The sequence below is a fragment of the Acetobacterium tundrae genome (assembly GCF_008086615.1).
In the GTDB taxonomy this organism is placed as follows: domain Bacteria; phylum Bacillota; class Clostridia; order Eubacteriales; family Eubacteriaceae; genus Acetobacterium; species Acetobacterium tundrae.
The window spans coordinates 62,170-84,578 of sequence record NZ_RXYB01000011.1; the positions used below are offsets into that span (position 1 = coordinate 62,170).

The window sequence follows — 22,409 nt, forward strand, 5'->3', positions numbered from 1 at the left end:
CTCTCTTTTTCTCTCCTCTCATTATTTGGACTTGGAATATACAATGGTATCTCCAATTTTTTTAGCTTTGTATAATGATGTAATTCTTCCCACCGATTCCGAATGGCCGAGAAAAAGAAATCCCTCCAGATTCAGGGATTCATAAAAGCTCATCACGACACTTTTTCTTGACTGTTCATCAAAATAAATTAAACAATTTCGACAGAATATGAAGTCGCAGCCATTGATACTGCTTCGTGACATTGTATCCATCAGATTAATCCGAAAAAACGATACGGATTTTCGGATATTGAGATTGATGAGATATTTGTCTTGACGTTTCTTAAAGTATTTTTCAAGATATTCTATCGGGACATCCTTTATGGCTCTGCTGTCATAAAGTCCTGTTTTAGCACTTTGCAAAACTTCCGAATTGATATCAGAAGCAATGATTTGAATATCCCATTTTTCAGGTTCATCAAGCATTTCTTGAAGAATAATGGATAATGTATAGGGTTCTTCTCCCGTCGAGCAGGCAGCACACCATATTTTTATCTTTTTTCTGCTCATTTTTCTTTTTTCAACAATCGGTAGAACATCCTCAGCAAAATTACGTAATTGTGGGAAATCCCTAAAAAAATACGTCTCATTTATGGTAAGATCATTGATTAGTTGATAAAACTCTGATGAATCTGTTCCGAATTTCAGCAGCATATAGTACTCGTTTAACGAATCAATTTGAAGCGACTCGGTGTGCTGGATAATCCTTTTTTCGACAAAGTACTTTTTATTGCTTTCATAATATAATCCGGTTCTTTTATAGATCAATTTAATATACTTATCATATAATTCATCCGATAGCATCACAGCAACACCTCTTGTTTTTTCCAAAGCTTAACGCCTTATAACTCCTCTTTTACCAAGTTATTCAGCAAATTATGCAAACGCATGATTTGCTATCACTTTGTGTTTAAATTGTCGCTAATCTCGGAGGAATATCGCTTCTGGAGGCGGCATCATTGATAATTTTCCTGATATAATCGCTAGTCAATTGAATGGTCAAAGTTTATTTATATTATCTGTTTTCTTACTTATTCTTTTTAAAAAGCCTTCTGATTTCAAAATTTTCAGAATAGCATCTACACCTGATTTTGACACTTGAAATTTTTCGATTGTTTCAATCGAATCAAAAATATTTATAACACTTCGCACCTCTGGGCCTTCAGCAATTAGCCCCAGCTCAATATTCTTGGATTCCAGCTGTCTTTTAATTCCGATTAAATCCTTAATCTCTTTTTCGTCCACTATGACGAGCTGGCTCATATCAATAAGAAAGATATACATTCCGGTTTTATTCATCTTTCCAATAAAAATACGGAGCTTGGAAATAAAGTTGACCTTTTCGGCTTTAAAAATGCTGACTACATATTTGCCTTTTATATCATTAAAGCCTTTTTCAATGAATCCCGCCATTTTATTTTCAAAATCTAAAAAAAAGTGTTGATCAGCAATTTTTTGTTTGTCATAACACTTAACAGCCATACAATAAAGTGTTTTTAAATCTTCCAGGAACTCAGCAACTTTAACATTGTTTTTCATTGAAGCCATCGCTCTTATTACCTGGTGGTGCAAGGACTTCAGATGATCAATTTCTTCACTGCTCATTCTAATCTGCTTATTAAAGTCGATTTTGCACAGCTGTATCAGAGTTTTGAGGATAATAACATTTAATTGATTATCAAACGCCATAAAACGATAGTCATTTTGCGCCACCTTGCTTCTACTTAAATCCACGATATTTATTTTTTCTACATAGCTTACGTCGAAATTTGCATATAGCTCGGCTTCATCCGTATCTGTAGACAGGATAATGTCATAAGATGGCAACTCCTGATTACATCCGTTTCCATCAAAATAATTATCATCAACACTGGAATAAACAAGGGTTCCTATTTCTTCCACGCAATTTAAAATCATCAATAATACCGGCGATATCATGGAAATATCATCTTCAAAAAAGAAGGTAATAAAATAGGTGTTCTTTTCATTTGACCGTTTACCTAAGCAGGAAGTAATAATACCGGCTTCAGTTTTCTGTGTTTCAGCCATCACCTCAACTTTTTTATTGGCACATATAAATATCTCAGTCCGTTCAGTAATGTGTCGTGCTTCCTGGGCAAGGCTCTCTATCATTTGATCAGGACCATATTCTTTTTTATATAACAGCATCTTCTTTGTGATATCCAGCCCCTCAAAGCAAAGCGATACAATGCTCTGATTAAACGGGATTGAGCCATTTCTTGCACAATCAAGCATATCTTCAATTTTATGCATGAGGTTTCCAACATCCGCATAACCGACCATATGCGACGATCCTTTGATGGTATGAGCAATTCTGAATAGCTCATTGATATCAACGCCAGAATATTCCACTTCAAGTCTGATCATGCATTCTTCAGCTTTTTGGAGCATTTCCTCCGATTCTTCATAATACAACTGTATCATTGGATCCATTCAATATACCACCTAAACTTAAATAATTATTCCTGTTTTAAAGATTTTCTATTGTACGATTTGAATGAAAGCGTCTCGCCATCTTTCCAGTTTTTGTACCGAATGGTCAATCATAGCCAAAACGTAGTCCTCACTTTTAAACGGTTTAAGCATATAATCGTTGGCTCCATATTCCAGAGATCTCACTATTTTATCCATTGTTGAGGATTCTGTCATCATGATGATTTGTGTCATTGGATCATATTTCTTTATTGCAATCAAAAGTTCAATTCCATCCATTTGTGGCATCACCATATCGATCACGACAATGTGATATTTTGTATTTTTAACTTTTTCTAGCGCATCTATTGCAGCAAGACTCGTATCAACGGCATACCCATTTTGTTCAAAATATTTTTTTAACAGACTTCCCACATCTTCTTCATCATCAACAATTAAAATCTTATAGCGGTCGTTCATCAATACCTCCACTCATTCAAAATCACTTTTACGACAAATTTTCAACTAACGCATTCTTCTGACTGCTCTAATAATTGCCTCAGCCATCTTATAAGAAGGAACCACAATTTCTGCGCCACCTCTCTCGATTGCTTCCTTAGGCATACCAAAAACGACAGCTGTTGATTCATCCTCAGCAATCGTAATACCGCCAGCTTGTCTGATCTTTACCATGGCATCTGCTCCATCGTCTCCCATGCCAGTCATTAATACTCCCACGACATTTTTGCCGCCATAAACTGAAAGAACAGACTCCATGGTTACATTGACACATGGCATGAAAACAGTTTTTGGTGAACTGGTAAGTCTCAGTACACCAGAGTCTCCCCTGACCACCAATTGATAGCCACCGGGTCCGAGATATCCTCTGCCATTTTGAAGGACATCACCAGTAGTAACTTCCTTGACCGAAATCCGACTGGCACCATCCAGTCGCTTAGCAAATGACGTGGTAAAAGCCGGTGGCATGTGCTGAATAATAATAACCGCCGCCCCAAGGTCCTCCGGTAACATTGGCAATACCTCCATCAGTGTTCCCGGACCGCCAGTGGAAATGCCAATAACCACAACCTTTGTGACTTCTTTGATTGTCAGCAATTCTAATTGTTTTTGTTGTTGCACTTTTTTTTGCGGTAGCGCGCTGCTGCGCCTTTCAACCCGATCTCTGATACTTTTCCCATTGACATTTTTATAGGCTAATTTTACTTTTTGGATGATTTCCCGGCCAACCAGATAAATGTCCGTCGATACTGTCCCGGATGGCTTTGCCACATAATCAAAAGCACCCAATTCAAGTGCTTCAAACGTTGTCAATGCCCCTTCTTCGGTAAGTGAACTCACCATCAGTACCGCTATTTGGGGATAATCATTCAGGATGTATTGCATCGCAGTCAAACCATCCATAACTGGCATATTAATGTCCATTGTGATTACATCCGGTTTTAACTCATGGACCTTTTCAATTGCATCATTGCCATCCCTTGCAGTTCCAACCACATCAAGACTTGGGTCAGACATGATAATCTCTTTCAATACTCTTCTCATAAGGGCTGAATCATCCACAATCAATATCTTTATCTTGTCTATCACAACCAACACCTCCGCTTGATAACTCCCATTCCCAAAACCATGACTTTCCAACTATTTCGGATGGTCGTCCTCTTAAATGAAGCTCAGTACCTTACCGATGTCCAGAATTAAAATCATACGTTTTCCTTCATCAAGTTTTCCAACCCCTTCTAACCAGTCAATGTCGACACCACTGCTCAATATTTCAGTCGGTACCTCAATCAGTTTTTTTTCAAATCTGAGAACTTCCGAAACAGAATCAACGATTATTCCTGTTCGTTTGCCGTTAAAATCGGCTATGATAATACGTGACGCATCGGTTTGTACTTTTTCAGAAATTTTCAATAGCCGTCTCAGATCCAAAGCCGGAATGATATTGCCGCGTAAATTCACAATCCCCTCGATGTAGTCGGGTGCGTTTGGCACTTTTGTTATTTCGGTCATCCGATTAATTTCCTGGACATTGTCGATTATAATACCATACTCTTCCTGATCAATTTTGAAAGTGACCAGTTGAACTTCATCAAGTAGTTGGTTTTCGCTACGTTGAGTATCATCATGCTGTTCCTGAATCGCCCTATTCCCCATGATCGGTTCAATTGAATCAGACAAAATGAGTTTTGAAGGTTCTAGAATGAGAATCATGCGTTTTCCGCTATTCAGTTTTGCAATGCCTTTCAGCTGTTCACCACTTTGTGCCGAGAATTGCAGTGGTGGTTGAATACTCATTTTAGGTACTCTCAACACTTCTGTAACTTTATCAACCATAATTCCAGCGGTAAAGTTGCCCATATCGACGACAAGTATCCGGTTGTGATCATTGATTTCCGTGTGTACTATTCCAAAATACTTTCTAAGATTAATGATCGGTAGTAGGTTATCGCGCAAGGAAAGAACGCCCTCAATATAGGCTTCACAATTGGGAACCTTCACAATTTGCGGCACCCGTATAATTTCTTTCACCTTCATAATTTCAAAGGCATATTCTTCCTGATCTATTAAAAAGGTGACCAACTGCTTCTCATCAACGGATTTATCCACATCTATATTGATTGATTGATTATCGTATCTCATGTTATCTTCTTGAGGTTCTTTTTTTTCTTTGGTTAAATCTTTAACCATAAGTGCCTGGACGACATCGAGAAGCATTACAAGCCTTTGTCCGTTATTTAATTTCACGACACCATCAATAAAATCATCATCAATATTTCTAACAATCTCAGGGGTGTCTTCAATATTGGAAGTTGGCACACGCATAACTTCTGATACCTTATCGACAATGATACCCGTCGCTTTACCTTCCACATCAATCACAAGAACTCGACTATTTTCATCTTTTTCTTTTCGTTCCAGATTAAACTTGGTCCGTCCATCGATGATAGGAAGCACATCGCCTCTCAGGTTGCAGGCTCCTTCCACATAGTCCGGCGCATTTGGTATTTTGGTGATGGAAGGTACCCTTATAATTTCCTTGACATCCATGATATCCGTTCCAAATTCATCCTCGCCAAGCTGGAACGTCACTACTTGGCGTTCTGTAACACCGATATTTTTTAAACTAGCAACCATCTTCATCACCCCCATTTCTACATATTCTGCAGTTCATCCGCGAGTCCCGAAATTTCTTCAATTGCTTCGGCTAGTTCCTGCATGCCTTTTGATTGCTGACTTGCTGCGGTTGCGGCTTGTTCAGCTCCACTGCTGGCTTCCTGTGCTGCAATTGCAATCTGATCGACACCCTTCGTTGCCTGTTCAAGGGCAACTTGAGACTCTTCAGCTCCCGTTTGAATTTCATGAGTTCCTTCCAGTATTTTGACCATGTTTTCTTCGATGATGTTCAGGTTAATGGTGGTTTTCTTAGATTTTTCGACCTCTGCAAAAGAAGCTTTGCTAGATGCATCGGTGTCGGCTGAAACGCGCTGAATCTGATTTTGTATTGCTCTCACAAGATCTTTGATTTTATCGGCATTTTCTGCGGATTCATTGGCAAGCGCTCTGATATCACTGGCAACCACCGAGAACCCTCTGCCAAACTCGCCAGCTCTAGCGGCTTCAATGGAACCGTTAATTGCCAGCATATTCGTCTGGATTGAAACATTAACGATTGCGTCAACAATTTTGTCGATGCTTAATGCTGTTTCTTCAAGACTTTTAATATTTTTAGCTGCATCCATTGAGATTTCTGCCGAGTTAGTTATACCATCAATCATGCTATCAATCGCTATTTTATTGTCTTGCAAAAGTCCTTGAATTTCTGACACTTTTTCAGCCGAAAATCCCGCTCTTTCACTCATTTGGGTTGAAGCGACAGACAGCTTTTCTGCGAATAAGGAGCCTCTTTCAGCATTTTCTGCCTGTAAAAGTGCGCCTGATGATACTTGCTCCATTGCTTTTAGTATCTCTGCTGCTGTTGAATTCCCTTCTTCAACATTAGCAGAAAGTTCTTCAGAAGCTGCTGCCATAGACTCGGATGACTTTTGGGCATCGGTCGAACTTTTAAGATCTTCAGCCATTTGAGACAGATCCGCGGCGCCGGCATTCAATTCATTAAATGCTTTGTTCTGCATTTGTATGGCTTTCTTAACTTCTTCGGCAGCACTGCTTTGCTGTTCAGAAGCAGCAGCAATAGTTTCCGCAATGGCCAGAAATTCCAGGGCGCCTTTGTTTGCATCCATTGCATTCTGAGATACTTCAGCAATACCAGACATTGCAACAATAATCCCTTCATTAATTTTAATGAGGTCTTGTGTCGTCTGAGATGCCTTTTCAACTTCACTATTTGCAACCTTACCGGCATTTTCAATGTCAATTACCACAACTTTCACATTGCTTTGAATCTCATTGACCAGTGACCTGATATTTGTTGCTGACTTTTCTGAGGTTTCGGCAAGATTTCTGACTTCATCTGCTACAACGGCAAAGCCTTTGCCATGTTCTCCTGCTCGGGCAGCTTCAATGGCTGCATTGAGTGCCAGGAGATTGGTTTGATCCGCAATTCGAACAACTGCCTGAACAATTTCACCAACTTCATTCGACTGCCTTTCCAGCTCACCAATTAATTTTACCGATTCGCTATTGGTTTCAGCAGATTCTTTGATGCCTTTAATCATGAGTTCAATATCGCTGGATATAGTTGTAATCAAATCTTTGGCTGCTTTCGCCCTTTCAAGGGATTCTTTGGCGCGTTTATCTGCTGTTACTGATGCTTTTTCTACCTGGTTAATGGCGGCTCGAGACTCTTCCGCTGCAGAGGCCGCTTCACTTGCACCACTGGAAATCTGTGCCATCGTTGCCGCCAATTCTTCAGCAGCGCTACTTGATTCTTCGATGCCAGATGCCATTTGTTCAGTTGCAACGGCAATCCGCTCAGCTAATTGTTGCTGTTTTGCCAGTGTTCTGGCCCGTACCTTGTCCTTCGCCTGCCTCCTAGCTAGTTCTCTTTTTCGTTCCATTTCATCCGATGCGATCGCTGATTCAAACGGGACTTTTTTATATTTATCGCTTGAGGGTATTGCTAACTTTTTTTCCATAATTTTCTTGACCTCCTAAAGTCTTATTCATTAATTTACCGAGCGCATTTTATGCCAGGCTATAATCTATATATTTAATCTTTGTACTTATTTAGGTTTTTTATCACAGATTCATTCTTGTATGGTTTAACAATAAAACCTTTTGCCCCGTTTAAGATTGCTTGTTGCACATGTTTCTCCTGTCCTAATGCTGAAACCATGATCACCGTGGGTACAAAATCCATTTTTTTGATCTCCTTCATGCATTCAAGTCCATTCATTTCTGGCATGGTAATGTCCAATGTAACCAGATCTGGCCTGAATTCACGAATCTTTTCGAGTGCAACCTTGCCGTTTTCCGCTTCGGCAACCACTTCAAATCCGTTGCTTTCCAGTAAATTTCTGAGTTGTATTCGAATAAATACAGCATCATCTACAATTAATACTTTAGTCATAGTCACCTTCTTATTCAATATGAATGGTCAGCTAAAAACCTTATGCACGGAGTGAGAAATCAGTGATTTTTGGTAATCATACATCATCTCAAGTGATTTCAAATAATGATTTTATCTCAAAGTCTGTGCGTATGGCACGCCTCATTTTTTAAATCTATTTAATTATTAATTCAGCATAATAAACGTTGCTATTTTTTTCAATAGTCAATCACTATCACAACTGTCTATTAAGCGTCATTATTTATAAATATGTTTAATATTGATCAAACATCGCGAAACTGTCTTTTAACTCATTTGCTTAATCATTAATTGTCAAGTATAATGATTGCTTTATATTCTATATTACAATTACTTTTTTGAGAGGATCGCTGGTTTTCATGGAAAAAATTCACGTTGATCGTAGAGTTCGAAAAACGAAGAGCCAACTTCAATCTGGTTTAATCCAATTAATGCAGGAAAAAAGCATTCAAAAAATAACTGTAAGTGAACTGTCTAATCTGGTGGATATTAACCGGGGTACATTTTATCTCCACTATAAAGATGCGTTTGATATGCTTGATCAAATTGAGAATAAATTGGCTGAAGATTTTCTTGAAATCCTTAATCATTACCCTTCTCTCATTGTCAAAAGTAATGTTCTCCCATTTCTCATTGAAGTATTCTCTTTTATTGAAGAAAACGAAGGCATGATGCGTGTGATATTTTGTAAGAATGACGATTCCTTTCTTTTGAATCAGCTAAAAAGTAGTGTTAAGAAAAGATTTTTTGATGACTGGCAGAAAAAATATCTCACGCAAGCTTCCAAGAAAATCGAGTATTTCTTTTCCTATTTTATATCGGGATGCATCAGTTTAATTACCCACTGGTTAGAGACAGGAATGAACGAATCCCCAGAACAGATTGCAAAACTCACTGAAATCATGATCTTAAAAGGCAATGATTTTTTTGTCATGATCGATCATCCACTTTCATGACAAATTCATGCCAAACTAAAAAAAACCACTTGGATCTATCAAATCCAGAACGGTCATATAATTAACGCGTTTGAAGGGAATTATTTACGCAAAGGCACGTATCACATGGATTAACAATACTAATGTATGCACTTGTTTTATTAATAATCAGTTAATGACTCTCCGGAGAAAGGTACTAGGTTAATGAAATATACAAGTGTATCAATTTTTAACATGATCAGATTCTGATGATTAGTAGGCTGCTTTCCACTAACTTTGGAAAGAGGCTAGAAAATGTTATAATTAGAAAGAATTATGAGAAAAATTTATTTTTACAAATAAAAAAGCTCTGAGTTCCTCTTAAAAAAGGCATTACAGAGCTTTGTTAATAAATTGGTGGAAGCGGTTCATACTGGTTCATGATAAAAATTGATTTATAATCGTCGTCATGTTTAAACTCTGAATGACTCCCTACACGTTATAACATATGCCCTAAAATATTATCCATCTTCTAATAGCCCAAGAACTAACAGGTTTAACCTGACAATCACGACATCTTTTACAGCATTTCTTTTCAATTGTCATCGCGTATAAACAATCTTGGTGTGGCTGATCATCAGATTGTAGCTTCGTCCCTGATAATCAGGATATTTCCTATAATCGATCCTTTTTAAATTTTGTCTTTAAATTGATGCAATCGAGTTAAAATAGATCGTTGGGGAATCATCGGTAAAGTTGTCATCTTCAAAGAAAGTATTTCTTTTCTTATTGATTTGAATTTCGTAAAGGATTTTCATGAACTCTTCTCGATCCTCTTCTTCAATTGAAAATTTCACTCCATATTGATAAAAGTTCTCATCTGTTTCTTCCAGCCACACCGGACTTCCATAAGTTTTAATGGTCTTATTCAATATGGTGGTTTCAAATTCCAGGGTGAATTCTCGTTCAAGAGGAAATTTTATATTAGAAATAAAGCGTAACCCACCAGGCCCAATATCTCGAATCAATATTTTTGTATTCCCAACATTCATTTTTTTATCTTTGATTTTCAAAATTCTCAAGTCAGCTTTTAATAATCGATAAAACATTATTCGGAAATATTCCCGGCGTTCCACTTGGGGCATGACCACCGTATTATTCTCAAGAACTGGTTTACATTGTCCTTGAACTAAGATTTCCTCGAATTCTTCCAGGGGCACTGGTCTGGAATACAGATAACCCTGACCGGCATAGCAGTTATTCTGGCGTAAAAATGATAATTGCTCCCAATTCTCGATGCCAACCGCAACCAGTTTGATTTTGAGATCTCTCGACAGATTAATAATGGTTTTAGCGATAATCGCTGTTGTTTTATCAAACATGATGTTCCTGATAATAGCCCCATCCATTTTTATAATATCGATACTGAACTTATTCAAATAAGTCAATGAAGAAAATCCTGTTCCAACTCCATCCAGAGCAATTTTTATCCCAAAAGACGATAATCTTTTAATATCTCGAACGGCTTTTTCCCCTTCTTCCATTAATAGAGTTTCTGTGAGTTTCATAATTAAAAATTTGGGATCAAGCTCAAATTCATCTAAAACATTTTTTATATTTTCTACAAAATTCTTTTCGTAAAACTGAATACTGGAAAAGTTAACCGTTATTTTTATTTTTGGGAACCCTTTTTTTAGCCAATCTTTATAGTTGGCACAAATTTCCCGGAGTATCCATTTGCCCATTTCAATAATCACCCCGGTTTCTTCTGCCAAATGAATAAATTCCTTTGGACTTACCAATCCCCAAACTGGATGATTCCATCGAATCAAGGCTTCAGCAGCAATAATTTCGGTTGTTTTGAGTCTAACCACAGGCTGATAAAAAACTTCAAACTGTTTATTATCAATAGCGCAGCGCAGATCTTTTCGCAGTTCAAATTGCTTGTAATTTTCAATACTGAAATCTGGAGCATAAAACTTAAAAACATTCTTACCTTCTTTTTTTGCCCAGAGCAAAGCAATGTTAGCCTGCTTAATGAGCGAATCTCCATTTTTTTCCTCACCAGCATCTTCCAGTTTCTCTGTTCCCGGATAGTCCTTTGTATAGACTGCTATTCCGATATTCATGGCCACATCAAATTCATACATATCGACCTTAAATGTCCGGGAAAACAAGTCCACAATTCCCTTTGCCATTTCTTTATAAGCTTCAGTGGTTATTAAGCCAGTAGCAATAATCGCAAACTGGTCTTCGGAGTATCGGCTGATAAAATAAGCTTCACCAAAATAGCTTTTTAAGCGGATCATCATTTGAATGATCATTTGATCCCCTGACGTAAATCCCAGCGAATCATTGATATACTTATATCCCTCAAAATCCAACATCATCACCGCTATTAAGTCACCTTTTTCCTTTGCAATCTGATATTGGTCCGTCAGTTCTCGTTTAAAATATGCTCGATTGGGAAGGCCAGTTAATTCATCATGAGTGGCAATATGGTTCATTCGTTTTTCCAGTTCTACCCTTTTTGTCACATCTCTGAAATTTAATACAATCCCTTCAATAATTGGATTATCCAGTAAATTCTGCATGGTTACTTCTAAATACACTTCTTTTCCGGTCTTTGTTTTATATGCCAAAATCTCTTGACACTTATTACTGGGATCTTTTGCAACAAAAGCAACCATCTTGGTTAATTTTTTTAGTTCCAGCCCTTCGTAAAATTTATATATTTTTTCACCAATGAGTTTTTCCGGTTTATATTTAATAACTTTTGTGAATGTGTCACTGATATAATTAATGGTACCATCTGGTTTAATAATCTCATAGACATCCCCGGATTCCTGAACCAACACTCTGTATCGTTCTTCAATGCTATCAAGTTCTCTCTGTTTGTTCTCAATGTCCTTCTGCATCTCTTTTTTTTCGGTAATATCTTGAATGGTTCCATAAATCCGGGTTGGGTTTCCATCTATGTTTAGTTTTGTTTCCCCCATTTGAAACAGATTTCGAATGGCTCCATCTTTTTTTATGATCCGATATTCCATGGTAAAGGGTTTCCCTTGGGGAGGGTCTTTCAATAGTATTTCAAGACTTTTTCGGTCCTGAGGATGGATTAAACGCATGAATTTTTCCATGCTCCCATCATAGTCTGCTACTGTAATTCCAAAGATCCGCAGGGCTTCTTCAGACAGAAAGTTAATATTCTGTGCAACATTAATTTCCCAGCTTCCCAGATTAGCCAATCTTTGGGCGTTATCTAAGGTTTTTTTCATATATCTCATTTCTTTTTCCATGAGTTTTATGTTGGTAATGTCCTGAACGGTTCCTAATAAACCGATGATTTTCAGATTTTCATCAAATATTGGTTCCGTTTTTGTATTCACATATTTAATTGTCCCTTTTTTCTGAGGAATTCGATAATCAAATTCATATTTTTTACCTGACAAACCGATCTGTACTGCATTTTGCACACTGCCTTTGTCATCCGGGTGGATCAATTCTAGAAGTTTATTAAAATCTGGTTCGTATTTTATCGGATCAAGACCATGCATGATATAAATTTCATCGGACCAGAATAATTCATCTTTTTTCAGATCATAGTGCCAGCTTCCCAGTCCCGCTACCTTTTGTGCCTGATTAAGGTTTTCCCCCAGTGTCTTTAAATTATTTTCCATGATCTTTTCTTTCGTAATATCCTGAAGGATGCCAATAATTTTAATCGGCAGTTTGTTTTTGTCAAGCAATACTTTTGTTTTCTCTCTAACAAACCGAAGCGCTTCTCCCGCTGAGATAATACGATATTCCAAATCATATTTCCGACCTTCGAAAGCACCCTGAATTGCGGTCTTTACCATTTCTAAATCATCCGGGTGGACAAAGTGATAATAACTTTCCTCGCTGCCATCGAAGTCCTGAGCAGTCACCCCTAATATACTATAGACTTCATCAGAAAAATAATTTTTTTCCTCAATCAGATCTTTAGTCCAACTCCCCATATGAGCAAGATGTTGGGCATAGTTTTGATTTTCTCTCCATAATTGAGCATACTTTTCAAATTCATCTTTCATGTCTTCAGTTTCTTCTTTCTTAGTAAACAGGTTTTCTCCAAAAATTGCCATACTCAGCCTCCTTTTCCAGTTTTTCATTATGACCAAATATCAGAACTGATAACCTTTGTCCCGAAAAAGATTAATACAAACCTGAATGCAATCCCGATCGTATAAAGTTCCTACCCCATGTTCTTTCTCGGCAAGTAGCCTCATCAAACGTTTTAGCCGGACGGGAGGGCCTGTGGCTCATCATCACTTCAATCATATCCATCTTATTAACGAGATTGTTTTCTCCTAATGCCATTAATATTAATTCCACATCATTGGTATTATCTTCAACCAATAAAATCCTATCTAATTCTATCATAAATAACCATCCTTATATCTGGGCAATGTAAAATTATTCAAACTTTAATTTACTGCTGAAAACATATTTACATCCAATTTTGATAATTTAAGCTGCTGCAATATGATCCCTCTTTCATATGCATCATCAAAATAAATATTTTCTCCTTTTGGTATTGCATCTCGTCTGGCTCTTTCACTTTCCTGTCGTTTTTCGTAACCAAAATGATTAGCTGGACCAATCTCAGCAAAATCGTCCATTTCTTTTGTGCGAATCTGATTATTAGTTTCTTTCGTCGACTGTTTTAAATCCTCAAAATATCTCTGTAAAATCTTAAGAACGGTATCCCCTGAATACAAGTAATCATTTAATTTTTTCATAGTATTTTCTGAATCTGTTCAATTTTTTCACAGATGCACTTTCCTTTCCAAAGTGTTTGAACATCAGTTATCAAATGATAATCAGAATGTCCAACTCATTTTATCGCTCACACAAAATCAAATATAACAGATATATTCAATCATGCACAGTTCTTTTTGTGCTTTTGTGCTATAGTGTGTTCCTTTTCACGTTGCCTTACCATTGATAATTCCAATATTGCTCCTGCGTTTTATTTCTGCTTGAACTTGTTCAATAATTTTAGATTCGGGCACTGGCCTATAATCACATCAACTTCATGCGGCGACTGGTTCTGCCAAAAATCTATCAGAAGAGCCGTTTACTGACACTGCGTTTGCTTCTGATTAAAGTGGCAGGTCGCCTCCTCCGTTTCGGACGATCCACCTGGCTGAAACTCAGTTCAAGTTTTCCCTATCTGGAGTTGTTTCATGACCTGCTTGTCAAACTGGAATAATAACGGCATTATAAACTTAGTATTTTAAATTTAAAAATAAGGTCCCGGGGATTCGTCTATCCTTTTGAACCGATTATTTGTTTAATTGGCAAGTATGCCACTCAAATTTCTGATATCGTTACGACGTTTCACTATTTTCGAGGGTATTATCCTGAAAATAGTCTTTGGGTGATGCAGTTTCATAAATTATCAGAGTTCATGAATAATTCGAGCTACAGTATTAATCGCATTGAGGATCGGTGCATAAATATATAGATGCTTTTATGATAATATCCAATAATTGACAATAAGTATTTCGATTATTTTGAGTAAGGTCACTTTAGTGGAGTAGGAACATGTTCCCGAAGCAGGTCGGCAAACTGTTTTGGCACAATGGGTTTACTGAAATAGTAACCTTGCATCTCATTACAGAAGTGGTCCTTTAAAAAATTCATTTGTTCTAGCGTTTCCACCCCTTCGGCGACTACATTTAAACTTAAAGTGTTGCCAATATTAATAATAGCCTGGGTGATATTATTGTCTTCAACTTCCTTCGGGACATTACGAATGAAGGAACGGTCAATCTTGAGCGTATCAATGGGGAAAACCTTAATTTGGGAAAAAGACGAGTAATTGGCACCGAAATTGTCCATGGCCAACCGCACTCCCAAGCTTTTAATTTCATTCAATACAGAAATCATATGTGTAATATCATATAATACCATATTTTCTTTAATTTCAAGTTCCAGAAGATTTGGTGCCATACCCGTTTCTTTCAGAACGATCCTGACATCTTCTATCAGATTGTCATCCTTGAGTTGCTGTAACGACAAATTGATCGACATGCAGACGTTTGGAAGCCCTTGCTTTTGCCATGCAACGTTTTGAGCGCACGCCATCCTCATTACCCACTTACCGATGGATAGAATCAATCCTGTTTCTTCTGCCACGGGAATGAATTGTGTCGGGGTTACCGAACCAAGCGATAGATTCTGCCAGCGCAACAATTCCTCTACTCCAGTAATCATATTTGTTTTGAAATCAACTTTTGCCTGATAGTGCAAAGAGAACTCATTGCGCTCCAACGCATGCCGCAGGTTTGCCTCAATAGACAATCGTTCAGTTGATTGTAATTGAATACTTTTGGAGTAGAACTGGTAGTCATTTCGGCCTTCTTCTTTGGCAAAATAAAGGGCTATATCCGCATTTTTCATCAGTGATTGTGCATCCTCTCCATCTGTTGGATAAATACTGATGCCGATACTCGCCGTTATATGGCATTCTTCACCCAGAAGAACCACCGGTTTGATCGTATTGATAAGTATCTTGCGGACGACAATTCCGACTTGTCTCAACGTAGTTACGTCCTCGATTAATATGATGAATTCATCGCCTCCCTGACGGGCAACGATATCGGCCGCACGTAGCGTTTGCTGAAATCGTTGGGCAATATCCTGCAATAGTTGATCGCCTGCATCATGACCTTTGGTATCGTTGATAATCTTGAAATGATCAAGATCGATGAAGAAAACGGCTAACTGTTGTTTATGATGTCGTGCAGACTGGATTGAGTGATTCAGTAGTTGACTGAACATCAAACGGTTGGGCAGTCCTGTCAGGCTATCGTGGGTGGCGAGGTACTGAATCTGTTCTTCGGCGCGTTTACGTTCAGTGATGTCATGCCCAACTCCGCGAAAACCGGTTATCCTGTTCTCCTTGTCCCATTTGGGGAAAATAGAGAACTCAACTGAGGCTATGGTCCCGCCTATTTGGATATATTCACAGAGAAAATTTTTAGTTGAGTCATTTTTTTTAAGGACATGATGGAATAATCTGGAGACCGAATTTAAATCTTCCTTTTTTACGAAGCTTTGAAAATTCATGCCGATGAGTTCATTTTGAGAATAGCCTAAACCTTTAGCAAAAATATCGTTAAAAAAAGTGATGTCGTAAGCTAGGTCTGTTTCAAAATACCATTCCTCCATCTCTTCCATGATGGTTCGATATCTCTCTTCGGACTGCCTGAGATCTTCTTCAATTTGCTTGCGTTTGATAATCTCCGCGTAAAGCTCATCCGTCTTTTCCAGTACGCTCTTTTCATATACATCAAGCAATTGTTCCAGAGCTGCTATTTGAGACTTGAAAAGCTGATTTTCAACAACCATAATGCCATCATCATCCATTTTTGCTAGTCTCCTTCCATTACGTTTGGCAAGTGATCTTCACCCGGGCGAGCGAACACCGTTTTTTCAAAGGGTAATACCGCCAGTTTTATGTTCAATGACAGGTTCTTAAAAAGATCCGCCGTTTTCCTTGAAATAGGGACTCAAAGAAATATAATAATCACAAAGATATCCAGCATGGGGAGCATTCCGCCAAATCCCATAACTGACTTTATCTGATAGGGAACGACAAATTCTTTTTGGGCGGGGATATAAGGACTACCGAGTGCTTGTGGAACAAGAAACACGCCATAGCTCTTCTGCTCAATATCCAGCAGGAATGCTGGATCCGGTTTCACAACTGAACGCACATCCAGTCCCAACTGCTTGATCAGATTTCGCATCAGTCGGAATCTGATGGATGACCTCCTCGCATGGTAGCGGAATCGCCCTATGCCCATTTGATGATCCTCTCTGTTTCCATTCCTCGTTTTCCCCAACGGTCCCTAAAAGGGTAAAACACTTCATCTTCGGCAGGGGAGTGCTCCCACCGAGCAGGTTTATAGCAAAGGATTTAAGCTCATCATCAAGATCTGCATAGGTCTGAGTCTTGAAAAAGCGGATCAGCGTACAGGCACGTTCACCGGTTTGTCCGTCAATCAGGGTGTCGTACAGATAGTTCACGATCCTGCCCGCCACCGCCTCCATACTTGAAGCCCCCACACCCATGGTCCGTACCGCCCTGCCACATTCCGTTACTTCATGGATGGTGAAATTTGTTAGATCAAAGGTAATCAATCCTTCATTCTGATTGCTCATTTTTTCGTTGCTCCTTTCTTTCAGCGGTCAATTTTAATTATAAATCAATAAAGGGTGATGAAGTAATCAAGATACTCTTAACTTAGCTTGAGAACATTCCAGTTTTCTCCATTTATTATACTGTCTTTTTTAATATCTTATTTTGATACATTTTCTCATCTGCCACTTTTATGACTTCATTCGCAGTTAATTTGCTGTCTGCTATAAGTTCTAATATACCATAACTAAACGAATGTTTATACGGCTTTAACCCTTTCTTATCATATGCTTCTAATTTTTCATTTATTCGATTGATTACTTTTTCAACATCGGATTCATGACACCCCGGAAAAATAATGAGAAACTCATCTCCTCCCATTCGGCTCACCGCATCAATCTCACGGATAGATGATTTAATACTGGTGGTAATTAAATTAATTAAACTGTCTCCCTCTTCATGTCCATACGTATCATTAGCATTTTTGAGTCCATCCACATCAAGAAAACATACTGATAAATGCATGCCTTTTTTTGACGCCAGATCTAATTCTTTCTCCAATATCATAAATCCAGTTCTGCGGTTAGAAACCCCTGTCATTGGGTCTGTATATGCAAAATATTCGAGTTCCTCTTTTGCTAATTTTTTTTGAGTAATATCCCTGAAAACAACCACAGCCCCTGCACTCGGGTCTCCTTCCACAATGGGTGTAATAATGTATTCCACAGGAAAGCATGTCCCATCTTTTCGCCAGAAGATATCGTCATCACTACGATAAACCGTTCCATCCTTTTCAGCTCCAAAAAGAGGACAATCCGCTTCAGGATAAGAAGAATTGTCACTTTTTGTGTGATGCCATATATGATGGCTTTTCTTACCAAGTAGTTCATCCGATTCCCAGCCTACCATTTGTGCGGCAGCCGAATTAATAAAAGTAAGCCGGCCCTCTGCATCAACACCATAGATTCCATCACCAACAGCATGAAGGATCAGCTCATTCTGCTTTAATGCTTTTTCCATTTCGGTGGTCCGTTCTCCGACTAATTTCTCCAGGTGAATCGGATAATTTCTAAGCTCATTGACGGTACCCACCAAGCCTGCGAATCCCAGATAGATGTTGATCAACTCCCTTGGAATGGGTTCGGTTGATTTGTGGGCAATGATCATAATTTTATCCACTTGATCGCAATTCATAATGGGTACAAAAACTGACCTTAAAGGTTCTGGTGACTTTATTTCTTCCAGAGCGATAAATCCACTCTCGATGGTATCTAGAATAATCTTTTCAATTGTACCATCACTCGAACTTAAGAGAAGTTCAAACTCGGAAGAAGTGCTAGAATGAACTCTGATTTTATTGTTTTTGTCACTTTGAACAAAGACCACCCATTCTGCATTAAAATACTCTACGATCAAACTGCCCGTATGCTCCCAAATATCCTGCATTGGTGTCAGCCGCAGAATATATTGGGTCGCTTTTATAAAACTTTCAATTTGGAATATGTTTCCTGCTTGTGCTTTCACCATTATATTTGCTCTCCCATTGGTTTTAAAAAAAGATTTTCTAAAAACACGTTGTAGAATTCCGGATAATTTGCTAAATTAATGAGCTCAGCCTTGCTTTTTATATTTTTTACCAAATCTATGTCATTCCCATTTAATAATAGCATTTCACACCCGGCTAAAGCAGTATCTCCCGCTAGTATAACATTTTGAGGCGCAATTTCTGGTAGAAGACCGATTTTTTGCGCATTTTCCACATTTAAAAAAACGCCAAACGCTCCACAGACAACTATTTTTTTAATATTTGCCAGGTTCATTCCGGCATTATCCAATAAACAGTCAATTCCTGTTCCCACAGCAGCCTTGGCACGTTGAAAAACATCAATGTCATGATTATTAATGCTGATTTTATGCTTTTCATCCAAAACGAAAGACCCTTCAGTTATGTCATGTGATAGAAACTTTCCATTAGCGTTAAGTTTGCCCTGATTTACAAGAGCTGCGATTGCATCAACCATGCCTGAGCCGCAAATACCCCTTGGTTCCGCTGCGCCAATTACCTCGAAATGATAGTCAGCTTGGGCATCTGTCCAAGCAATCTTAAAGATAGCCCCGGGTTTTGCATGCATTCCACATGAAATACCACACCCTTCAAAAGCTGGGCCCCCCGCGGCAGAAGTTACCCATAATTTATTAGAATCCCACAAGGCAATTTCAGTATTCGTTCCAAAATCAATGAGTAAAGTTACGTCTAACTGATCCATGATTTGTGTGGCGAGAACACCGGCAATCAGGTCTGAGCCGACAAATCCGGCAAGAGGCTGAACAACTTCAATCGTTGCTTTTGGTGAAATTTTCCAAAGCTCACCCCAGCTTTTGCTGTCTTCAGGCTGGCAGTCAATCTCTTTTTCCCAAAATTCAGGATTTAGCATTAATTCATAGTTTTTTTCGGACAAAAGGGTAAGCATAGATGTATTTCCCACAATTATCACCTGTTCAATTTGTTCAAGATCGATAAATTCTCTTGAGGCAATATCCCAAATGGCCTCGCCGATTGAATTTCGTGCTGCCATGCCTAGCTTTTGTGCATTCTCAACTGATTTGCATGCGGCAGTCAATCTTGTCATAACATCAGAGCCGAAACAATATTGTCCATTTAAACCCTGGCGGTCTGCCACTCGTATCTTTTTTTCCATATCCCAAACGGTAAGGCTGATATTCGTTGTCCCCAAATCGACAGAGACACCATAAGACTTTCGTTGGTTTTCAGTTTTATTATTCTTAAAAGGTTGGTCTTTATTCGATGTGTCAAAAAAATATTCATTATCTGGAATACTTCTCCAGTTCGATTCAAAAACAGAATAGAGCAATTCAATTCGAACATTTTGAAAAGGTTTGGTCTGACAGGCAAGACGAATCCCCTGGTTTATCTGGTTCTGGGAAAGATGAACCCTTTCATTTGGGTGGGGTTCATTTACTTCCCCGGCCTTGATATGAACCATACACAAACCACATGCCCCATTGCCCCGGCATCCGACAATGGTTGCCATTAACTGTGTTGTATCCAGTATTTCACGTATTGTCACACCTATTTCAAAGGGGATTTGATGTTGTTTTTCCTCTTGAACAAAAGATAATATTGGCATAAGGTCACCCTCTTTCCTTTGTCGCATTTACCATAGCGGCAATATTTTCCGGACGTGACTGAGGTGGAATTTCACAGCCGGAAGAGAGGATAAACCCACCCCGGGATTCAAAGGAATCTAAAAGCTCAGAGGATTTGGCAGCAATTTCTTCTGGCCTATCTTCAATAAACGATAGTGATTTAATGTTTCCATCCAGGCACATATCAGGGAGCATCTCTGCCGCTTGTTGAGGGGTAACATAATAATCGATATTTACAATATCAACCCCAATACTCGGATAAAAGGGTAAAATAGAAGCTGATGGACCGGCAATATGAAGCCAGTTGGCAATGGAACCTGCTTCGGCAAAAGTCTTGCATAGCTTTTGAAGCTGTGGCAACTCAATTTCTCTAAAAAATTGGGGAGGGACTACAGCAGGAGATGCAGAGGGATCAAATACCAGTGGTAAATGAGCGCCCGCATGGATTTGGGCGAGACCAAATTCAATGGCTATTTCGGTGCAAAAATCCAGTAACTTAATAAACACGCCTGGTTCGTCAATGGCTAAATATAAAGCCTTTTCCATTCCCAGCAATTGGGTGGCGATGGTCAGAGGACCCATCACACACCCTACCACCAGATGCTCATCTCCAAACTCACTACGAAGGATTTTTAGAGCTTTCAGCATTTCAGGCATACGTCCGGCCTCATTTGGGTCAGGCAAAACAAGATGATCAATCATGCCCGTATCCGGTATTGCATACGTCTTCATTGTGGGATACATATCTTTTTTATATTCCAGAATTGCTCCCACCGCCTCTGCTTCCAAACTGGTGTCCATCACTGAAAACACGGCATCATAGCCATATTTTTTAACCGCTTTGATCTGACACTCAGCGAGAATAAAACCATCTCTGACATATTCATCAACAGGAATTCTGGCCATAACACCAGCAAGACCAAATATTTGAGGAATCACCGGAACTCGGTCTGGTGTTTCAAATTTTAAGACTGCACTGATTCGCTCTAAACTATTCATTTGATTCACCCCCAGATAGTTGTTCCAAATAGTTAACGCTGTCAAATGCCGTTTCTGCGAGAAAATCCACATTAAGATTTTCCATTGATGATTGCTTAAGCGCAGCGCCTCCGACCATAATTTTTGGCACATAAATTCCTCGTGCCTGCATCTGTTCCTTTACTTGTTTTACCATTGGGATTACTGGAAAAATTAATCCGCTTAACCCTATTGCGAGTGGTTTTTCCTTTTCTATGACGTCTAAAAGCCTTTCAATCGGGCAGTTTTTCCCACAATCAACCACCTGGTATCCGTTTGCGATTAAAATCATCTTGAGAATGTTCTTTCCAATATCGTGTACATCACCCTCCAGAACTGCTAAGACAATCGTTCCTTTTCTTGCTGTCACCATTTCACCGGAAGGGAACAGATATTTCATCACTTCCATTGCGGCTCGCCCGGTCAGCATGATTTCCAAAAGGTTGAACTGCTCCATCGTACATTTTTCATCCAGCTGCGCCATTGCTACCTCAATCCCGTTAACAACTATTTCCTTGGCACTAATCCCAGTGTCACATAAATTCCTAGCCAGATCGAGGGACTGGGTGCAGTCCCCAATAACAATCGCTTCTACCAGAGGTTCCATCATTTTTGCTGTCATTCCAAACCATCTTCCTTCTAAAATAATTAATAAAAAGCAGAATTCTTTGTCGGTTGAAGTCGCTTTGAATAGTATTATTAATACCCATATTTTTCTGTCAAAACCAATCTTTTAAAGTCATCAACCTGGATTACCACTTCAAATCAGTCGAGATCAGTGTGACATTATAATTTGATAACAGTGAATTAAAATAGATTATTGGTGAATCATTAGTAAGCATTGTTACCATCTGCCTCTAAAAGAGGCTCTTATCTAGTTTTTTCTTTTTTTGCTTCTTCCTGCTGTTCATGTATGTATCTTTTTATAGCTTCTTCAGTAATGTTTCCGCTGGTCGATACATAGTACCCTCTTGCCCGAAACGATCGATTCCATTTTGTGTGCGATAGACTTGAACTGTTCCATTTACCCTAATCTCTCCAGCACAGCTGGGGGGGATTAATATTTTCTATTTAACTG

General features: G+C 38.7%; 18 protein-coding genes and 2 pseudogenes. 2 read left to right on the forward strand and 18 right to left on the reverse strand.

What is annotated here, in order from left to right; all coding sequences use genetic code 11:
• Window positions 1-21: 21 nt before the first annotated feature.
• The 7 genes from FZC40_RS10120 to FZC40_RS10150 form a co-directional block, all read right to left on the reverse strand.
• The gene (locus FZC40_RS10120) at window positions 22-870 is read right to left on the reverse strand and encodes a CheR family methyltransferase (RefSeq protein ID WP_207706713.1); all 849 of its coding nucleotides are present in this window, start codon (window positions 868-870) and stop codon (window positions 22-24) included.
• A gap of 168 nt (window positions 871-1,038) precedes the next feature.
• Entirely contained in the window at window positions 1,039-2,493 is a 1,455-nt protein-coding gene (locus FZC40_RS10125; protein WP_148603929.1) for an Hpt domain-containing protein, read from the reverse strand.
• Between the two features lie 48 nt (window positions 2,494-2,541).
• Window positions 2,542-2,952, reverse strand: coding sequence for a response regulator (locus FZC40_RS10130; RefSeq protein WP_148603931.1), 411 nt, complete (start codon window positions 2,950-2,952; stop codon window positions 2,542-2,544).
• A gap of 45 nt (window positions 2,953-2,997) precedes the next feature.
• Entirely contained in the window at window positions 2,998-4,080 is a 1,083-nt protein-coding gene (locus FZC40_RS10135; RefSeq protein ID WP_148603933.1) for a protein-glutamate methylesterase/protein-glutamine glutaminase, read from the reverse strand.
• Window positions 4,081-4,152: 72 nt separating this feature from the next.
• The gene (locus FZC40_RS10140) at window positions 4,153-5,628 is read right to left on the reverse strand and encodes a chemotaxis protein CheW (RefSeq protein WP_186843790.1); all 1,476 of its coding nucleotides are present in this window, start codon (window positions 5,626-5,628) and stop codon (window positions 4,153-4,155) included.
• Window positions 5,629-5,645: 17 nt separating this feature from the next.
• Window positions 5,646-7,589, reverse strand: coding sequence for a methyl-accepting chemotaxis protein (locus tag FZC40_RS10145; protein WP_148603938.1), 1,944 nt, complete (start codon window positions 7,587-7,589; stop codon window positions 5,646-5,648).
• Window positions 7,590-7,663: 74 nt separating this feature from the next.
• Window positions 7,664-8,023 (reverse strand): response regulator, encoded by a 360-nt coding sequence (locus FZC40_RS10150; RefSeq protein WP_148603940.1) that lies wholly within the window; start codon window positions 8,021-8,023, stop codon window positions 7,664-7,666.
• Between the two features lie 377 nt (window positions 8,024-8,400).
• Here FZC40_RS10150 and FZC40_RS10155 point away from each other — a divergent pair, with 377 nt between their 5' ends.
• Complete coding sequence (locus FZC40_RS10155) at window positions 8,401-8,997, forward strand: TetR/AcrR family transcriptional regulator (RefSeq protein ID WP_148603942.1); 597 nt, start codon at window positions 8,401-8,403, stop codon at window positions 8,995-8,997.
• Between the two features lie 662 nt (window positions 8,998-9,659).
• On the opposite strand, the gene FZC40_RS10160 is transcribed toward FZC40_RS10155, so the two are convergent.
• The 3 genes and pseudogenes from FZC40_RS10160 to FZC40_RS10170 form a co-directional block, all read right to left on the reverse strand.
• A complete protein-coding gene (locus FZC40_RS10160; RefSeq protein WP_186843791.1) occupies window positions 9,660-13,079 on the reverse strand; it encodes an EAL domain-containing protein in 3,420 nt (1,139 codons plus the stop codon).
• 70 nt (window positions 13,080-13,149) lie between these two features.
• Complete coding sequence (locus tag FZC40_RS10165; RefSeq protein WP_148603946.1) at window positions 13,150-13,377, reverse strand: response regulator; 228 nt, start codon at window positions 13,375-13,377, stop codon at window positions 13,150-13,152.
• Between the two features lie 47 nt (window positions 13,378-13,424).
• A pseudogene (locus tag FZC40_RS10170) lies at window positions 13,425-13,634 on the reverse strand (guanosine polyphosphate pyrophosphohydrolase); the annotation flags it as partial.
• Window positions 13,635-14,008: 374 nt separating this feature from the next.
• Here FZC40_RS10170 and FZC40_RS17785 point away from each other — a divergent pair.
• Window positions 14,009-14,209, forward strand: a complete 201-nt coding sequence (locus FZC40_RS17785; protein WP_420534739.1) for a transposase — start codon at window positions 14,009-14,011, stop codon at window positions 14,207-14,209.
• A gap of 314 nt (window positions 14,210-14,523) precedes the next feature.
• Here the strand turns inward: FZC40_RS17785 and FZC40_RS10180 are convergent, their stop codons facing one another.
• From FZC40_RS10180 to FZC40_RS10210, 8 genes and pseudogenes are all read right to left on the reverse strand, one after another.
• The gene (locus FZC40_RS10180; protein ID WP_148603950.1) at window positions 14,524-16,371 is read right to left on the reverse strand and encodes a sensor domain-containing protein; all 1,848 of its coding nucleotides are present in this window, start codon (window positions 16,369-16,371) and stop codon (window positions 14,524-14,526) included.
• A gap of 143 nt (window positions 16,372-16,514) precedes the next feature.
• Window positions 16,515-16,709 (reverse strand): hypothetical protein, encoded by a 195-nt coding sequence (locus FZC40_RS17275; RefSeq protein ID WP_207706714.1) that lies wholly within the window; start codon window positions 16,707-16,709, stop codon window positions 16,515-16,517.
• Window positions 16,675-17,169, reverse strand: coding sequence for a hypothetical protein (locus tag FZC40_RS17280; RefSeq protein WP_207706715.1), 495 nt, complete (start codon window positions 17,167-17,169; stop codon window positions 16,675-16,677). The genes FZC40_RS17275 and FZC40_RS17280 overlap by 35 nt, the downstream gene beginning before the upstream one ends.
• A 115-nt stretch (window positions 17,170-17,284) precedes the next feature.
• On the reverse strand, window positions 17,285-18,673 hold the full coding sequence (locus tag FZC40_RS10190) for a sensor domain-containing diguanylate cyclase (RefSeq protein ID WP_186843792.1): 1,389 nt from the start codon (window positions 18,671-18,673) through the stop codon (window positions 17,285-17,287).
• Window positions 18,673-20,295 (reverse strand): ASKHA domain-containing protein, encoded by a 1,623-nt coding sequence (locus FZC40_RS10195; RefSeq protein ID WP_186843793.1) that lies wholly within the window; start codon window positions 20,293-20,295, stop codon window positions 18,673-18,675. Before FZC40_RS10195 ends, FZC40_RS10190 begins: the two co-directional genes overlap by 1 nt.
• Before the next feature lie 4 nt (window positions 20,296-20,299).
• A complete protein-coding gene (locus FZC40_RS10200; RefSeq protein ID WP_148603954.1) occupies window positions 20,300-21,313 on the reverse strand; it encodes a uroporphyrinogen decarboxylase family protein in 1,014 nt (337 codons plus the stop codon).
• A complete protein-coding gene (locus FZC40_RS10205) occupies window positions 21,306-21,953 on the reverse strand; it encodes a cobalamin B12-binding domain-containing protein (protein ID WP_207706716.1) in 648 nt (215 codons plus the stop codon). Before FZC40_RS10205 ends, FZC40_RS10200 begins: the two co-directional genes overlap by 8 nt.
• 248 nt (window positions 21,954-22,201) lie before the next feature.
• Window positions 22,202-22,324, reverse strand: a pseudogene (locus FZC40_RS10210) (IS200/IS605 family transposase); the annotation flags it as partial.
• Window positions 22,325-22,409 lie beyond the last annotated feature (85 nt).